Here is a 14099-nt window from a genome sequence, read left to right as displayed (position 1 = left end):
GTCAATCCCAAAAATTACTGAACCGTAGGGGCGAGACCAAAATCCTGCCCGCGCAAGGCGGCAATGATCGTCTGCAACATGTCCCGGCACCTGCCCGACACCCGCAGTCGATCCCCTGGATGCTGACTTGCACCTCCCTCCCGTTTCCTGGTCGTCTTGGAGCTCTTGAAATCATATTTGCCACCATTCATCGTAACGCCCACTCCCGTTTCCTTCAACCGCAAGGACGCTTGCCCAGCCAACGGGCACAATGCTAATTTGCAGTTCGTAGGCAAGCACCCTAGGCCTGATCCCGGGCCCAGGCAACCGGAAGGAGCGTAACATGCAAACGGAACACCAGGATCTGAAAAAGGAATTCCCCCAACTCGCGGCCCGCATGGACGTCCTGCAACAAAGCAATGCGCACTTTGCCAAGGCCTTTGACGAGTTCAACGCCCTCACCGCGGAAATCGAACATATCGAACGCAACGATGCTGCAACCGGCGAGAGCGTACTGGAACAAATGAAAAAACGCCGCCTCGCCCTCAAGGACGAGATCTATCAGATAGCATCGGCCTGAGCCGAAAAACGGCAAACCGTCGCGATGGAACAGTGCAGCACACCCGCCCCACCGCTCGCGGAGCGGAAACGGGGCGGCGGCCCGGTGAATGAGTCCGGCGCCATTCGGCAACATACTCCCATGATGCGCCAGTACTTCGAGCTCAAGGAACAGTGCCCGGATGCCCTGCTGTTCTACCGCATGGGGGATTTCTACGAACTATTTTTCGACGATGCCGAAAAGGCCGCCCAACTCCTCGGCATCACCCTCACCAGCCGCGGGCAGAGCGCGGGACGGGCCATTCCCATGGCCGGGGTACCCGTCCAGAGCGTAGATGGCTATCTCGCCAAACTGGTGCGTCTGGGCGAACGGGTGGCCATCGGTGAGCAGATCGGCGACCCGGCTACCGCCAAGGGTCCGGTGGAACGCGCCATAGTGCGGATCATCACCCCCGGCACCATTATTGACGGTGCCCTGCTGGATGGCGGACAGGAGCCCCTGCTCCTCGCCCTGTGTCCGGAAGGCACACGTTGCGGCATGGCCTGGCTGGACGCTGCCGGCGGCCACCTCAGGGTGCGTGAAGTGGCCGACACCGCCGTCGCGGATATTCTCGCGCGCCGCCCCGCCGCCGAAATCATCGCCCCGGAAGATACACCGGTTCCCGCTGGAATCGACCCGAAAAAGTTGCAATTTCTGGAGAAAACCGGCTTTCAGACGCGACGCTGCGATGCAGTACTTGAACGCTATTTCGGGGAACGGCTGGTGGGTTTCGGGTGTAATGACTGGCCCCTCGCCCTGCGCGCTGCTGCCGCACTCCTGAACTATGCCGAGACCCGGCTGCGCAGCAGTCTGAGCCAAATCCAGCGGATTCATCCGGAGCGCGCCGAGGAGGAGCTCCATCTCGACGCGACCGCCTTGCGGGCGCTGGAGGTGGTGGAAAGCCTACAGGGGAATGGCCCCACGCTGCTCACCTTGCTGCAAAAAACCCAGACCACCATGGGTGCGCGCCTGCTCCGCCGCTGGCTTTTGCGACCGCTGCGGCAAGGACCCGTGGTGGCGGCCCGCCAGGAAGTCGTCGCCGCACTCACCCAAGGCAGCGGACCGGTTGCCATTCAGAAGGCCTTGCACGGTATCGCCGACGCCGAACGCATTCTCACCCGCATAGCCCTGAACAACGCCAGCCCCCGCGATCTCGCCCAGCTCCGCAGCACCCTCCAGGCACTCCCCGGACTGCGACTCGTTATCCAGGAAACGGGGAATCCGGCTCTGGATGTCTTTGAGCAGCGCATAACGCTTTTCGTCACCCTCCGCACCCTGCTGGAAAAGGCCCTGGTGGACACTCCGCCCATGACCCAGCGGGATGGAGGCTACATCCGTGCCGGCCACGATGGGGAGCTGGATCGCCTGCAGCAACTCAGCCAGAATCTACAGGAAGTGCTGCGTGACCTGGAGCAGCAGGAGCGTCAGCGCACCGGCATCGCCCAGCTCAAAATCCAGTTCAACCGGGTACATGGTTTTTATATCGAGATCGCCCGCAGCTATCAGGGCCCCATTCCCGACGACTATCGTCGCCGCCAGACCACCAAGAACGCCGAACGTTACATCAATGATGCATTGAAAGCGATCGAAGACCAGGCCCTCTCGGCGGAAAGTCTGGCCCTGAGCCGGGAACGTCTGCTCTTCACGCAGCTACTGCAAACCATATCCCCGGAGGTGCCGGCCTTACAGGACGCCATGGCTGCCGTCGCCGAACTGGACGCGCTCAGCACGCTGGCCGAGCGCGCCGTCACCTTACACTGGTGCGCCCCGCATTTCGTCACGGAACCGGTGTTACACATCCATGACGGCCGTCATCCCGTAGTCGAAGCTCAGATCGGCAGCAATTTTGTCCCGAACGATCTCGATTTTGACGAGGAACGGCGGATGTTGCTCATTACCGGGCCGAATATGGGCGGCAAATCCACCTACATGCGGCAAACGGCGCTCATCGTCCTGCTGGCCCACATTGGCAGCTGGGTGCCTGCCCGCGAAGCGGTCATCGGCCCCGTCGACCAGATTTTCACCCGTATCGGCGCTGCCGACGATCTCGCCGGAGGCCGTTCCACCTTCATGGTGGAAATGAGCGAAACGGCGCGTATCCTCCACCTCGCCACGGCACAAAGCTTGGTGATTCTGGATGAAATCGGTCGGGGTACGGCCACCCACGACGGCCTGTCCATCGCCTGGGCCACGGCGGAAGCCCTGGCGGAACGAGGCGCCCGCACACTCTTTGCCACTCACTATTTTGAATTGACGGAGCTGGATCTGCCCGGCTTGCGCAATGCCCATCTCGACGCGCTGACACAAGACGATCAGGTCGTATTTCTGCATCGGGTGGAGAGTGGTCCAGCCGCGCAGAGTTACGGTCTGGCGGTCGCCCGGCTTGCCGGAGTTCCTGACCCGGTTGTGCAGCGCGCCCGCCAACGCCTCCGTCAACTGGAAGAAAGCTCCAGATCATCGCTCAGTCATACGGCGCCCGCCCAACTCTCCCTCTTCCAGGCCGCTCCTCATCCGGCAGTATACCGGTTGAGTCAGGTGGAACCGGACCAACTCAGCCCCAGACAGGCCCTGGACCTGGTTTACGCACTCAAAGAACTGGCGCGGCAAGACGGGTTATGAGCGCCAACCAAATGTTATTGCCCGTGCTTTTGTGTAGACAAGGAGCACGTTGACCTGATGACCAGGCGAGGGTTTCCCGCCGCCGTCGCGACCTGTAGCAGGTATACGCCAAGGTGATGACCGTACCCACCTTGGGCGTAGGGCTCCGGCCCAGAGAAAGGCTATGGACACGGCTTTTGGCGGCTTTACGCCAGAAATTTCACAGAGAAAAATAAAGGCGCTCATGGTAGCGCCTAACATTTTGTTTTATCTGGTGGGCGGTGCAGGGTTCGAACCTGCGACCCCTGCCGTGTGAAGGCATTTGCATGCTTGTGGATACTTATTTAAAAAGGAACTGAAAGGCGTTGACAGCCAGTAGAGTGCAACAAATTGCACTCAGAATGCACTCAACCTCTGCCGTCACTACTAAGCAGATCTGCGCTCCGGCCCACACCACCAATGTCCCTCCGCGCGGTACAAATCCGACATGGCCAGCCGCTCTAAAGTGGTGCGCAAAACATCACTTGATCTGGTCCGCAAGGTCTAATTCAACAATCTCAAGCAGCGATCGCTCGCCACATATGAAGAGCGAGGTAGTCGAGTTGGCAGGGTGAATCTGACACCCAAGTCCAAGACCATCAAGCCGATCTTTTGTGACATGCCGCCGGCGGGCTATCGGCGTCGTTCCCCACGTTCCCACCTTCAGTTTCAGGTAAACAGCCAGGTCGAACAGGCTCATTTCTCGCACATGTTCTCGCCAGTGTTCATGTGTGAACGGCTTCCAAAGGTCAACCGATCGGTTCACTGCCTGCATGGGACTGGGGCCGTATGCCGGATCTCCAGATTCGTAGAGGGCTGGATCAATCTTGATGACCAGGTTTGCTCCGGCCCAGGCCAGGGCTTCCTCGCCGAGCTTGCTCCACGACAGCACAAGGAGTCTGGCCTTTGCATATGGCAAAGGGCTTTGCTCCGGAAGCAAGTCGGCAAGCAAGGAAAGCTCTTTACGCAGGTCTTGCGGGATCGTGTAACCCAATGATTCAACCCACATCAACATCTTCCTGTGGCTCTTCTTGCTGCAAATGTTCAGCGGAGCAACGATACCCGTTTATGGCCCAGGCCGCAGCAATGAGCAAGTCTGGCGCCCTGTCCTCGGTAAATGCTGACTCGCAAAGCAGCGCGTCTGGAACTTCAATTTCTTCGTAGTTCACCCCCCCCTCCCCTTGCTCTGAGTCCGACTCCTGGCCAGGTATAGATCGGACGCGGGTGCGCCGCTTCAGGCATCTCCAGATCCTTCGATCTATACCCAAGCGGGTTCTGATCTGGAGGAAAGCTCAATGTTCAAAGTTGCTTTTGCAACTGCTCTACAGTCGGCCAAAAGCCTGCATGGCAACATTAGGCTGCAACGGGACCGGGGCCAATGCTCCGGTGGCCGGTGCCGTAAGCTATAGCCGGTAACCATGCGACGAATTTCAAATCTTGCATTAAACCAGGCGTTCCCTGAAGCCTCTGGCCTGTCTGGTATCCCTTTGGATAACCAGGTTCGGATTGCTCGGGATACAGCCAACCCATATGATCGGGATGCGGTGGGGATATGGCTTGGGGGGCACCCGAAAACGCCTATCGGTTGGCTCTATCGTAAAGACGGCAACCGTGATGCCGTACTGCAAAAGCTGGACACCGGCGGAGAGATCACGGGGCACATTGAGCAGCGCATCCGCAGGCAAGGGGGCAAGCCACAGAAAGTCGTGGTATTCTGGCTTTGACGGGTCGTTGCTCCAGAACCTGATTGATTGCGGAACCCAGAGAGAATGAAGGCGCCTGACTACTGACATGCCTTGAAAAAGGATGCGCACACCAAGACTTGGTGCCGTCATTGAAACGGGCTACTCCATGATCAGCGGCAAGATTCTGGTAGTCGGGGCCGGCCTGAACGGCAGTTCAATAACCACAGCAGCCGGGAGATGTTTGCTGATGACGCCACATTCCTGCCAACTGTGGCGTTCTTTAGAAGACTGGGGTGGTGCAGAGTAAACCAACTGTCGGGACAGTTCTACGGTTAGAATACCACTTGCCCACCTATCCCGATCCCGAAGTCTGGACTACCGTTACTGAGACCCTTGTCGAAGTATAGCTGGAATCCGCTACCTGCACGGGTAACATTGTAGTTCCAGGCGACAACCAGATCTGCCGGGCCGGAATACCCTGGCTGTTCCGATTGCGCCCCATCAAACATCCCGGTGAGGACGTTATGCTCATCAACGAGATAACTAGAGCCAATGTTATAGGTCCAAATATTCTGGAGGTTGTTGCCAGGGGGGTTGCCCACGAAACGATAGGCAATATGGGCAAAAGGGAAAATCCGGGCGCCAATAGTTTCGTCCAGCCCCATGCCGATTTCATAGTCATTCCTGCCGGTACCGAGCCCCTGTGAGGCGGATGCCGTGCCGAACTTGATTTTGGCAAAGGGCACGATCGCGGGCATCAGCCCACTACTTTGTAGCACGGTGTAATGGGCTGCTAGCCAGACATCTCCGATACCGCTCGCACTGTGGGTTTGTGTAGAAACGCCTTTACGGCTCACCACGCTTCCTCCAGAAAGGGAGGCACCATTGGGAAGCCCACTCACTGAAAGGTAGGGCACCTCGAGTTTCAGGCGCAGCGTGCTGTTCTGGTATTGAAAGTAGGTATCATTGTAAAAAATGTTCAAGGTGCTGTTAGTTCCAAAAGAACCTTGAAAAAATGAGGGCATATCACCGACGGTGAATTGAGGAGCGGCTTGGGCGATACCAGCCCCCCCTACTCCCAGACAAGAGATGATCACAAAATGGCTCCAGCGCACGGTATACTCCTTATGATTATTTAGTTGCGGCAGGGAACCCCCCTGCCGACTATGGACTGGCTGAAATTAGTGCGGAAAATGTGGGCGCCCGATATTGGGCCGAACAATATTGGGGCGACCTACCTCGGGTCGCACCATGTCGGGTCGCACCATGTCGGGTCGCATCGCATGAACTGGACCAACATTTCCTCGCATCATACCATTGTTGTCATCATACCCCCGCCGGTGGGTAATCACCTGATTGTAGGCTTTGGGATTTCCCGGCATGGCTGGGGTCGCAGGGTTACCAGAACCATTTGGTTGCGCCGGTGTAGCAGCATAAGAGCTAGGACTGGGTAATGGCGCTGGGGCTGGGGCGGAGGGCATCGGGGCACCAATTGGCGTCGGGGCTACCGGTCCGCTGCCAGGTAGTGGCGCTGCGGGTCCTGATCCAATCGGTGGCAGGGGGGCCGTGGGGGCCGCCGGGCCTGTAGAGGGTAATGCGGCAAAGGCAGAACTAGCCATGCCCATCGTGCCGAGCGTGATCAGTGACATAATAATTGATTTATTCATGAAAGCCTCCTCAACTGGTGTTATCAAGAGTGCCATGCAAACTTTATGCCGATAAGAAATACAGAACAATATGTTGCCGTACCTGTTCCAATTTGGCTACATAATATTTGGATCCAAACCCCGTTGCACGATATAACAATCTAAAAACATTGCCTTTTCCTTCCAGCACAAACTGTTTCCATATGGCTACATGAAGTTTGGACCTAGCGGTTTCAATGTTTAAATGCAACGCCGCTATATAACTCTTTTTTACGCTCAGACATCACTTCGGCTCGGGCTCGAAAACCAAAAGATTTTCTTGGGCAATTGATGAACTACAAGGCACGGATCAACTGACATGACCACCTGCTGCGGTAGGTGGTTTTGCGATACCGGTCTCGACATCCAGGTCAATTAGCGACACGTTCATCGCGTCCATTTGAAACCCCGTAGATCTGACCGCGAGAATTCATTAACCACAAATTTGTGAATGACTGCTCCCGCTGCAATATAGCCTTTCAGTCCACCTGCCCAGAGTGTGGCAAACTCATCCTGCCGGAGTCGTTACCAGTGGATCTTGGTCGTTACGCCGCATGAACGTCGTATCGTTGAATCTTATTGAGAACTGCCTGCATGGCGTGGCGCGTCACGGCAAGGTCGTAATCGATTTGCAGGCCCACCCAGAAATCGTCGCTCATCCCGAAAAACTGGGACAGCCGCAGCCCGGTATCCGGGGTAACAGCCCGCTTTCCTATCACGATCTCCCCGATACGGAGCTGCGGGACGCAGAGTTCCTTGGCTAGACGGTACTGGGTGATACCCATCGGCTTCAGAAAATCTTCCAGCAAGATTTCGCCGGGGTGAATGGGGACAGACCGACCTGCGCGCAAATTCGCCACATCGGAAAAATCCATCTTTTCGATCTCTTCCACACGAATGCTCACGATATACCTCCATCCAGTCCGGGCTCTGCGCGTTGTAGGCATAGGTTCCCACGGCCTGAGCTTCGCAACAAGTGGAGTTGGTCTGCTATTGCTGTGTGGTCTTTTCCTTCTTTGGCGCATCGGGGACCTTATGCGAAAACTCGACAACATCTCCCAGTTCCATCACCAGATTGGGCGGGAGCCGGAAAAAGTCGGTGGCATTGGCGGAAATGCGGAGCATGATGGCAAACAGGTGTTCTCTCCATAAAGAAAGCGACGCCTTGGCGGTCGGAATGACCCGTTGGCGAGAAACGAAATACGTGGTATCCAACGGATTCCATAGGTTGTCTGAATTTTCAGCAGATTTCAGAATCTCAGGAATGTCTGGGTGTTCCATGAATCCATAACGGGCGGTGAGTCGGCGCACCCCCTGCCCGTAATCCAGCACTACCACGCGGTTCGCGGGAAGGACGCGGGGTTCCTCCTCAAATTTGATGGTGAGGATGACGACTCGTTCATGAAGCACCTTGTTGTGTTTCAGGTTGTGCAGCAAGGCATGCGGAATGGCCTTCTCGCGCATGGTCAGATATACCGCAGTGCCCGGGACACGGATAGGATCGCCAGGGGTGACGCTGCTCAGAAAGTCTTCCACCGAAAGGGTATCCGGGTACAGTTTGCTGGCGAGAATTCCTCGTCCCCAGCGCCATGTCGACATGGTGGTGAATACCGCCAGGCCGATTGCCAGAGGAAACCATCCCCCCTCTACGAATTTCAGCAGATTCGCGCCGAAAAAAACGCCGTCCAGCAGGACAAAGAAACCGCAGAACAGGCCCGCTTTCCACAACGACCATTTCCAACTGTGGCGGGCGACGAAGAAGACCAGGATGGTGGTCATCAACATGGTGCCGGTAACCGCCGTACCATAGGCGAAACTCAGCGCGTTCGAAGACCTGAACCAGAGGATCACCACGATAACCGCCACCATCAACAGCCAATTAAGCAGGGGGAGATAAATCTGTCCGCGTTCGGATGCCGACGTGTGAATGATGGCCTGCCGTGGCAAATATCCCAACAGCAGCGCCTGTCGTGTCGCCGAGTAGGCTCCGGAAATTACCGATTGCGAGGCGATCACTGTGGCGATGCCAGATATCACCACCATGGGTATGGTTGCCCAGGCGGGGAAAAGCATGAAAAAAGGATTCTGGATCGCTGATGGATCAAGTTCCAGCAAGGCGCCTTGGCCGAGATAGTTGAGGGCCAAAGCAGGCAGCACCAGAAAATACCAGGCCATGCGGATAGGCCGCGCACCAAAATGACCCATATCGGCATAAAGGGCCTCCGCCCCTGTGACGGCAAGGACGACGGCGCCCAGAATTACCAACCCGCCGATGCCGTGTATTCCGAAAAATTGCAGAGCGTACCACGGGTTGAGCGCAATCAGCACCTGCGGATCTGCGACGATCCAGGTGAGCCCCGAGCCGAAAAGGAGCAGGAACCATACCAGCATGCTCGGACCAAAGAGGTGGCTGATGGCCGCTGTCCCGCGACGCTGGACCATAAAAAGTCCAATGATCACGCCCAGCGCCAGAGGGATAACCAATGGTTTCCATGCGGGGGACGCGACCTCCATGCCTTCTATAGCCGACAGCACTGAAATGGCCGGCGTGATGACACCATCTCCGTAAAAAAGAGCCGCGCCCAAAAGCCCGATACTCAGTATCCACCAGCGCAATCGATTGGAGTGCCCGGTTGCATGAGAGGCCAAAGCGGTCAACGCCATGGCGCCGCCCTCGCCTTGATTGCTCGCCCGCATGATCACCCAGGCGTATTTGACGCTCACGACCAGCACCAGGGTCCAGAAAATCAGGGAGAGGATACCCTGGAGATTTACCGCGGTAGGTTGCAGGGACATGGCGGACAGACAGGCGCTGAGAGTATACAGCGGACTCGTGCCGATATCCCCGAAAACCACACCGAGAGCGGCCATGGCCATCAGCGGAAGGGTTGCACCACCCTGCAAGGGTTTCTTCTGATCAGCCATAACATCCTCATGAAAAGACTGGCGGCGGAGAATTCCGCCATAACCTGCCATCAAGAAGCACGAGCAAGTTTTTCCTAAAAAGCTTCTGGACCGATATCCAGAAGCTGCATATACATGCTATGCCTAATAAACGTCACCCAAGCGCGCTGCATACCGTCCATTCACCCCGTGATATGGGCACGATTTTGTAGCTGTGACCGTCGCGTCAGAAAAAATCATCCTCTATGCAATGTTGCAAGGCCATTTCGCGTCGAGCCGTCTTTATCCAGCGTTTGAGGTAGACGGGTTGCGCAAGTCGTTTCATCTCCAGTCGTAACCCGCTCATGGCCTGTCGGGTTGCCTGGATGGTTTCCTGAAGATCCCGCGACAGGGCCTGCGGTGAGTGTATCGCAAAAGGGGGTACCCCGAGATTGCCGGCCAGATGCTGCTGAAGTGCCTGCATTTTACCTTTTAAGGTCGCGAGTTGTTCCTTGAGGGCTTGGTTATACTTTTTCAAATGCGCATCGCCTAGATGATGAATGGCTTGCGCATCCATCAGGCCCAACTCGTGCTGGAGAGCCAGCAGTTGCAGGAGATCATTTTCCCCATAGGCCTGATTGATCCGCTGCATCAGCGCCGTTTTCTGAGCACGTAGGATCGGATCCGCTTCCCGGTCGGGATGCACGGCACTGACCAAGCGCCGATAGATGCTCTGCAAGGACTCGCGGATCTGCCCTGCCTGTTCTGCCTGACGCGCTTCTTCCGCCTTTTGTCGGGCCGTTTTGGGTCGGGCACGTTGACGTTCCCGCTGTGCCTGCGTTTGGCGCCTTTCCCTTTCCGTCCATGCTTCTGGGTTTTCTGAAGGTCCATTTTCCGCACCCGCCCCAGCAGCTTCGGGGTTGAGGTTGAAAAAATCCTCCATGGACGCTTTCATCTCGGCGAACATGGCCTGTTCTTCTGCATCAGGGCCGCCATGCCGATCATATATTTCCTGCAACTGTGGATCGGAAGATTCCGTCATGAGGTTCTCGGCCAATTGGGCGATCATCTGGGATAGAGTCTCGCTATCCGCTTTCCCGAGTTTCTGGGTCAGGCTGATGCTGTCCAGCTGAACCAGCAGCTGAATACGCAATTGCAGATGCTGATCCCGCAACGGCAGCAGGTCCTTGAGCACACGCTGTCGCGTCACCTCCATAGCGGACTCCCAATCGCTCATCTGTTGCCGGACTTTGGCAATCTGCTGGCTGAGCCGGTGAAAAGTCTTTTGTTCCGACGACAGAGGGGCGTCAGTCCGTTCCGGTTGCATCATCAGCCGTGCAGGAAGTCGTAAGGGGGGCATGCCGATATCCTGTGGTAGGGAACAGGGAAAGAGGGAAGACACCAGTCTACGCCGAGGCTCTTTCATGGCGCAAACGCCGCTTCCCGGACCCGCCACTCCCCGCGCGTTGTCTTTGATCCCATAGGGGTTGATCCCGGTTACTCCAGTGTTGCTCTGGCCAGTTCCGCCCATCGTGTCGTGTAGGCAGGAGACTTGTTGCCGCGTTTCATGGCCCATCCACGCGGTTCCTGCAGCCCGGCCACGCCCGGCTGCAGGGTGCCGGTGCCAAAACGCGCATTCACCCGGTCCAGCGTGGTCATTAGTCGATGGGCACGCGCCTCCTCTTCGGCCGACAGGAAAAGGTCGGCCTGCAAGGCATCCGCCGAAGTGATCTCCAGGAGATGCACCCCCGCCTTGGCATAGGCAAATCCCGACCGATACATATCCGCCAGTGCGATACGGCCGGCCTGCAGGAACACCCGGGTATCCTGACTGGGACGATTCAGGGCGACGGTTCTCGTGGCATGGTATGACGGTAGACGGGCCTGAAAGGGGCTGGTGTGGATAAACACTCGCAGGGCACCGGCCACTGAACCCTGACGACGCAGTTTATAGACGGCCCTTACGGTATACAGGCTGATCGCTTCGCCCAATTCCTCCGCGCTGGTCACCGGGCGGCCGAAGGAACGCGAGGATTGAATCTCCTGCCGGGGCGGCGGGATTTCCACCATGGCGATGCAAGGTTCCCCGCGCAGTTCCCGTATGCTCCGTTCCATGAGGATGCTGAAGCGCTTGCGCATCAGCGCGGGGTCCGCTTGCCGGAGATCCCAGACCGTCTGAATGCCCGTCTCCTGCAATCGTGTGGTCCACTGGCGACCCACCCCCCAGACTTCGGAAACGGGCAATTGTTGCAAGAGATGCCGCTGATCCCCTTCAGGCAGATCGTCCCACACGCAGACTCCCGCATATTCCGGCCTCTTCTTGGCGACATGGTTGGCGAGTTTGGCGAGCGTCTTGGTCGCTGCAATGCCTACCCCGACCGGCAATCCCACCCATTGCCGGACTCTCTGCCGGGCCGCTTGCCCCAATTGGGATAGCCGATCCTGCGCAAAGCCGCTCAGATCCAGAAAGCATTCGTCGATACTGTAGACTTCCTGAATGGGACTGAAGGTCGAAAGAATCCCCATCATGCGATTGCTCATATCGGCATAGAGGCTGTAATTGCTCGACAAGGCGATGATTCCTTCCCGCCTGGCCAGTTTTTGCAACTGAAACCACGGTGTGCCCATGGCGACGCCCAAGGCCTTCACTTCCGCCGAGCGCGCTACGACACAGCCATCATTATTGGAGAGCACCACCACGGGCCGCCCTTCCAGATCCGGGCGAAATACCCGTTCGCAGGAAACATAAAAATTATTGGCGTCTACCAGGGCAATGGCCATGCGGGCCTCAGACGCGATGCAGCACCCGGGTCACGACACCCCAGATGCAGAGTTCTTCCCCTTCTTTGAGGATGATCGTGGGAAACTCGGGATTTTCCGCCACCAGATGTACGGCACTGCCGATCCGGCGCAAGCGTTTGACGGTGAGATCGCCATTGATGGCCGCCACCACGATTTTGCCATCCACCGGGGTAATGGCCCGGTCCACAAGGATCTCGTCGCCATCGAATATCCCCACGTCCCGCATGGACCAGCCGGAAACCCGCAGGATGAAAGTCGCTTCCCTGTGCTGGATCAGATGGGTATTCAGATCGATCTGTTGTTCGACATAGCCATCGGCAGGAGACGGAAAACCCGCGGCAATCCGCGACACCATGAACGGTAGCGTACCGCCACGATGCCAGCCGCCCACTGCCTGGGGCGATGTGGCCACCATGCCGTTGGCGCCGAATATACCCTGCGGTATGGGAATCGGATCACAGTGCATGGCGCGGCTTCCCATCCTGGCGGCCATCCCCTTTTTGTTGCGCTGCGGGCGTTGTCGTCCTGGGGCTCGAGGCACGCGTCCAGGTGACCTGGCGGGCGTTTTGAAATATGGCACCATTCCCGGCCGCATAGCGTGGAGATTGATGGCCCAGCCAGCCGGCCCACAAAGGCGCCAGAATCAGGACCAGCAGCCATTGGAACTTCTGGATGGGTTTCGCGTTCTTTGTCTGCATCTGAATGCGCTCTGTAGCCATGTACTATATATTTATACAGCACCTAGTCAACGGCACGCAAGTGTCCTCCCATCGTCGGCATTCTCTGGCCATTCCGTCAGTCCGGGATCGTCCCGTCCCAAGGCAAAATCACTTCTGGTGCATCGTAACGGGTGCTGTTCACCTGCGGAGAGACCGGAAAGCTTTCCCAGGAAAAGTCTGCAGGCTGAAAACAGGGTTCCAGATGAGTCCGCCGCGCATGAGGATGCCACCAGAGCGGCCAATGGCTGCGATCCAGCACCAAAGGCATACGTTGGTGGATGTGCTGCAAGGCAGGCTGGGCGGGGACGGTAATGATGGCAAAGGTCTCCTCGGTCTGACCTTCTGCGGTGGTGTGCTGGTCCCATATCCCGGCCAGCGCCAGAATACGATGGTCTTGCGCCCGGATGAGCATGGGATGCTTTTCAGATGGGTCTTCGGGGACAAAGGGCCACTCGAAATACCAGTCCGCCGGCACCAGTGCCCGTCTCGCGCGAAAGGCCTCCCGAAACAGCGGCTGGGTGGCCAATCCCATTGACGCCTGTCCGCCCGCTGCGGTTTTGTGCGCAAGTGAGTCTGAAGCGCCGAACATGGAATGACAGGAGGCCGAACTGGTATTGTCCTGAGCCATTTGCAGAAAACCGCCCGGAAATCCTGCGGACACTGATTCAGCGTTATCCCCTCGCAACACTGGTCAGTATGGGCGGCAATGGTCTGGAGGCAAATCGTATTCCCTTGTACCCCGTGTGCATGGTGAAGGACCGCAACCGGTGCTGCAGGGACATGTGGCCCGCGCTAATCCGCTCTGGCGGGAAGTGCCCTCGAACAGCGAGGTGTTGGCCATCTTCCAGGGGCCGCAACACGATATCAGCCCCTCGGGGTACGCGACCAAGGTGGAAACCGGCAAGGTGGTACCTACCTGGAACTATGCCGTCGTCCATGCTTGGGGCCCTATGCAAATCAGGGATGACCCCTTTGGGTGCGTAAACAGATGACCGCGCTCACGCGGCAGCAGGAGCAAAGTTTTGCAGTGACTTGCAGGGTTGCGGATGCACCCCTACCGACCTCACTGAGTGGCTCATCGAACAGGTAGTCGGCAATAGCAATTTCGGTT

General features: G+C 57.5%; 14 protein-coding genes and 2 pseudogenes. 5 read left to right on the top strand and 11 right to left on the bottom strand.

Annotated features, from left to right (window positions below; all coding sequences use genetic code 11):
- Position 1 precedes the first annotated feature (1 nt).
- Positions 2-116 (bottom strand): annotated as a pseudogene (locus tag AFE_RS16790) (DUF520 family protein); the annotation flags it as partial.
- A gap of 206 nt (positions 117-322) precedes the next feature.
- Between AFE_RS16790 and AFE_RS08165 the strand changes: the two are divergent.
- A complete protein-coding gene (locus AFE_RS08165) occupies positions 323-559 on the top strand; it encodes a YdcH family protein (protein ID WP_009563481.1) in 237 nt (78 codons plus the stop codon).
- Positions 560-583: 24 nt separating this feature from the next.
- Positions 584-3196 (top strand): DNA mismatch repair protein MutS, encoded by a 2613-nt coding sequence (gene mutS, locus AFE_RS08160; RefSeq protein ID WP_012536740.1) that lies wholly within the window; start codon positions 584-586, stop codon positions 3194-3196.
- 499 nt (positions 3197-3695) lie between these two features.
- On the opposite strand, the gene AFE_RS08155 is transcribed toward mutS, so the two are convergent.
- On the bottom strand, positions 3696-4223 hold the full coding sequence (locus tag AFE_RS08155; RefSeq protein WP_012607224.1) for a hypothetical protein: 528 nt from the start codon (positions 4221-4223) through the stop codon (positions 3696-3698).
- Positions 4213-4383 (bottom strand): hypothetical protein, encoded by a 171-nt coding sequence (locus tag AFE_RS16515; RefSeq protein ID WP_169302907.1) that lies wholly within the window; start codon positions 4381-4383, stop codon positions 4213-4215. The genes AFE_RS08155 and AFE_RS16515 overlap by 11 nt, the downstream gene beginning before the upstream one ends.
- Before the next feature lie 318 nt (positions 4384-4701).
- Here AFE_RS16515 and AFE_RS15670 point away from each other — a divergent pair, with 318 nt between their 5' ends.
- Positions 4702-4938: a hypothetical protein gene (locus AFE_RS15670; protein WP_235826642.1), complete on the top strand. Its 237-nt coding sequence runs from the start codon at positions 4702-4704 to the stop codon at positions 4936-4938.
- Positions 4939-5231: 293 nt separating this feature from the next.
- Here the strand turns inward: AFE_RS15670 and AFE_RS08145 are convergent, their stop codons facing one another.
- The 8 genes from AFE_RS08145 to AFE_RS08105 all read right to left on the bottom strand — a co-directional run bounded on the left by AFE_RS08145 (position 5232) and on the right by AFE_RS08105 (position 13520).
- Positions 5232-6014: a hypothetical protein gene (locus AFE_RS08145; protein ID WP_049759475.1), complete on the bottom strand. Its 783-nt coding sequence runs from the start codon at positions 6012-6014 to the stop codon at positions 5232-5234.
- Between the two features lie 1115 nt (positions 6015-7129).
- Positions 7130-7489, bottom strand: a complete 360-nt coding sequence (locus AFE_RS08135) for a HigA family addiction module antitoxin (RefSeq protein WP_041646055.1) — start codon at positions 7487-7489, stop codon at positions 7130-7132.
- 85 nt (positions 7490-7574) lie between these two features.
- Positions 7575-9509, bottom strand: a complete 1935-nt coding sequence (locus AFE_RS08130) for a potassium transporter Kup (protein WP_012607219.1) — start codon at positions 9507-9509, stop codon at positions 7575-7577.
- 205 nt (positions 9510-9714) lie between these two features.
- Complete coding sequence (locus AFE_RS08125) at positions 9715-10827, bottom strand: J domain-containing protein (RefSeq protein ID WP_041646053.1); 1113 nt, start codon at positions 10825-10827, stop codon at positions 9715-9717.
- 137 nt (positions 10828-10964) lie between these two features.
- Complete coding sequence (locus tag AFE_RS08120; protein ID WP_012607217.1) at positions 10965-12248, bottom strand: Y-family DNA polymerase; 1284 nt, start codon at positions 12246-12248, stop codon at positions 10965-10967.
- A 7-nt stretch (positions 12249-12255) separates the two neighbouring features.
- The gene (locus tag AFE_RS08115) at positions 12256-12735 is read right to left on the bottom strand and encodes a LexA family protein (RefSeq protein WP_009566315.1); all 480 of its coding nucleotides are present in this window, start codon (positions 12733-12735) and stop codon (positions 12256-12258) included.
- Positions 12725-12967 carry a hypothetical protein gene (locus AFE_RS08110; RefSeq protein ID WP_146778651.1) on the bottom strand — a complete coding sequence of 81 codons (243 nt, stop codon included), beginning with the start codon at positions 12965-12967 and terminating at the stop codon, positions 12725-12727. Before AFE_RS08110 ends, AFE_RS08115 begins: the two co-directional genes overlap by 11 nt.
- A gap of 97 nt (positions 12968-13064) precedes the next feature.
- Entirely contained in the window at positions 13065-13520 is a 456-nt protein-coding gene (locus AFE_RS08105) for an SOS response-associated peptidase (RefSeq protein WP_235826643.1), read from the bottom strand.
- Here AFE_RS08105 and AFE_RS16785 point away from each other — a divergent pair.
- Positions 13415-13666, top strand: a pseudogene (locus AFE_RS16785) (hypothetical protein); the annotation flags it as partial. The gene AFE_RS08105 and the pseudogene AFE_RS16785 overlap by 106 nt on opposite strands.
- An 89-nt stretch (positions 13667-13755) precedes the next feature.
- Positions 13756-13980 (top strand): FMN-binding negative transcriptional regulator, encoded by a 225-nt coding sequence (locus AFE_RS16780; protein ID WP_009568528.1) that lies wholly within the window; start codon positions 13756-13758, stop codon positions 13978-13980.
- Positions 13981-14099: the final 119 nt, after the last annotated feature.

The sequence above is a fragment of the Acidithiobacillus ferrooxidans ATCC 23270 genome (assembly GCF_000021485.1).
Lineage (GTDB): Bacteria > Pseudomonadota > Gammaproteobacteria > Acidithiobacillales > Acidithiobacillaceae > Acidithiobacillus > Acidithiobacillus ferrooxidans.
The sequence above is the reverse complement of the archived record's forward strand: the minus strand, read 5'-3'. Positions and strand labels throughout refer to the sequence as shown.

Bases quoted from the DNA above. Each gene is read 5' to 3' on its own strand.
- AFE_RS08125 (WP_041646053.1), bottom strand. From the start codon at position 10,827: ATGCCCCCCTTACGACTTCCTGCACGGCTGATGATGCAACCGGAACGG.
- AFE_RS08110 (WP_146778651.1), bottom strand. From the start codon at position 12,967: ATGCAGACAAAGAACGCGAAACCCATCCAGAAGTTCCAATGGCTGCTG.
- AFE_RS08105 (WP_235826643.1), bottom strand. From the start codon at position 13,520: ATGGGATTGGCCACCCAGCCGCTGTTTCGGGAGGCCTTTCGCGCGAGA.
- AFE_RS08115 (WP_009566315.1), bottom strand. From the start codon at position 12,735: ATGCACTGTGATCCGATTCCCATACCGCAGGGTATATTCGGCGCCAAC.
- AFE_RS08130 (WP_012607219.1), bottom strand. From the start codon at position 9,509: ATGGCTGATCAGAAGAAACCCTTGCAGGGTGGTGCAACCCTTCCGCTG.
- AFE_RS08155 (WP_012607224.1), bottom strand. From the start codon at position 4,223: ATGTGGGTTGAATCATTGGGTTACACGATCCCGCAAGACCTGCGTAAA.
- mutS (WP_012536740.1), top strand. From the start codon at position 584: ATGGAACAGTGCAGCACACCCGCCCCACCGCTCGCGGAGCGGAAACGG.
- AFE_RS08165 (WP_009563481.1), top strand. From the start codon at position 323: ATGCAAACGGAACACCAGGATCTGAAAAAGGAATTCCCCCAACTCGCG.
- AFE_RS08120 (WP_012607217.1), bottom strand. From the start codon at position 12,248: ATGGCCATTGCCCTGGTAGACGCCAATAATTTTTATGTTTCCTGCGAA.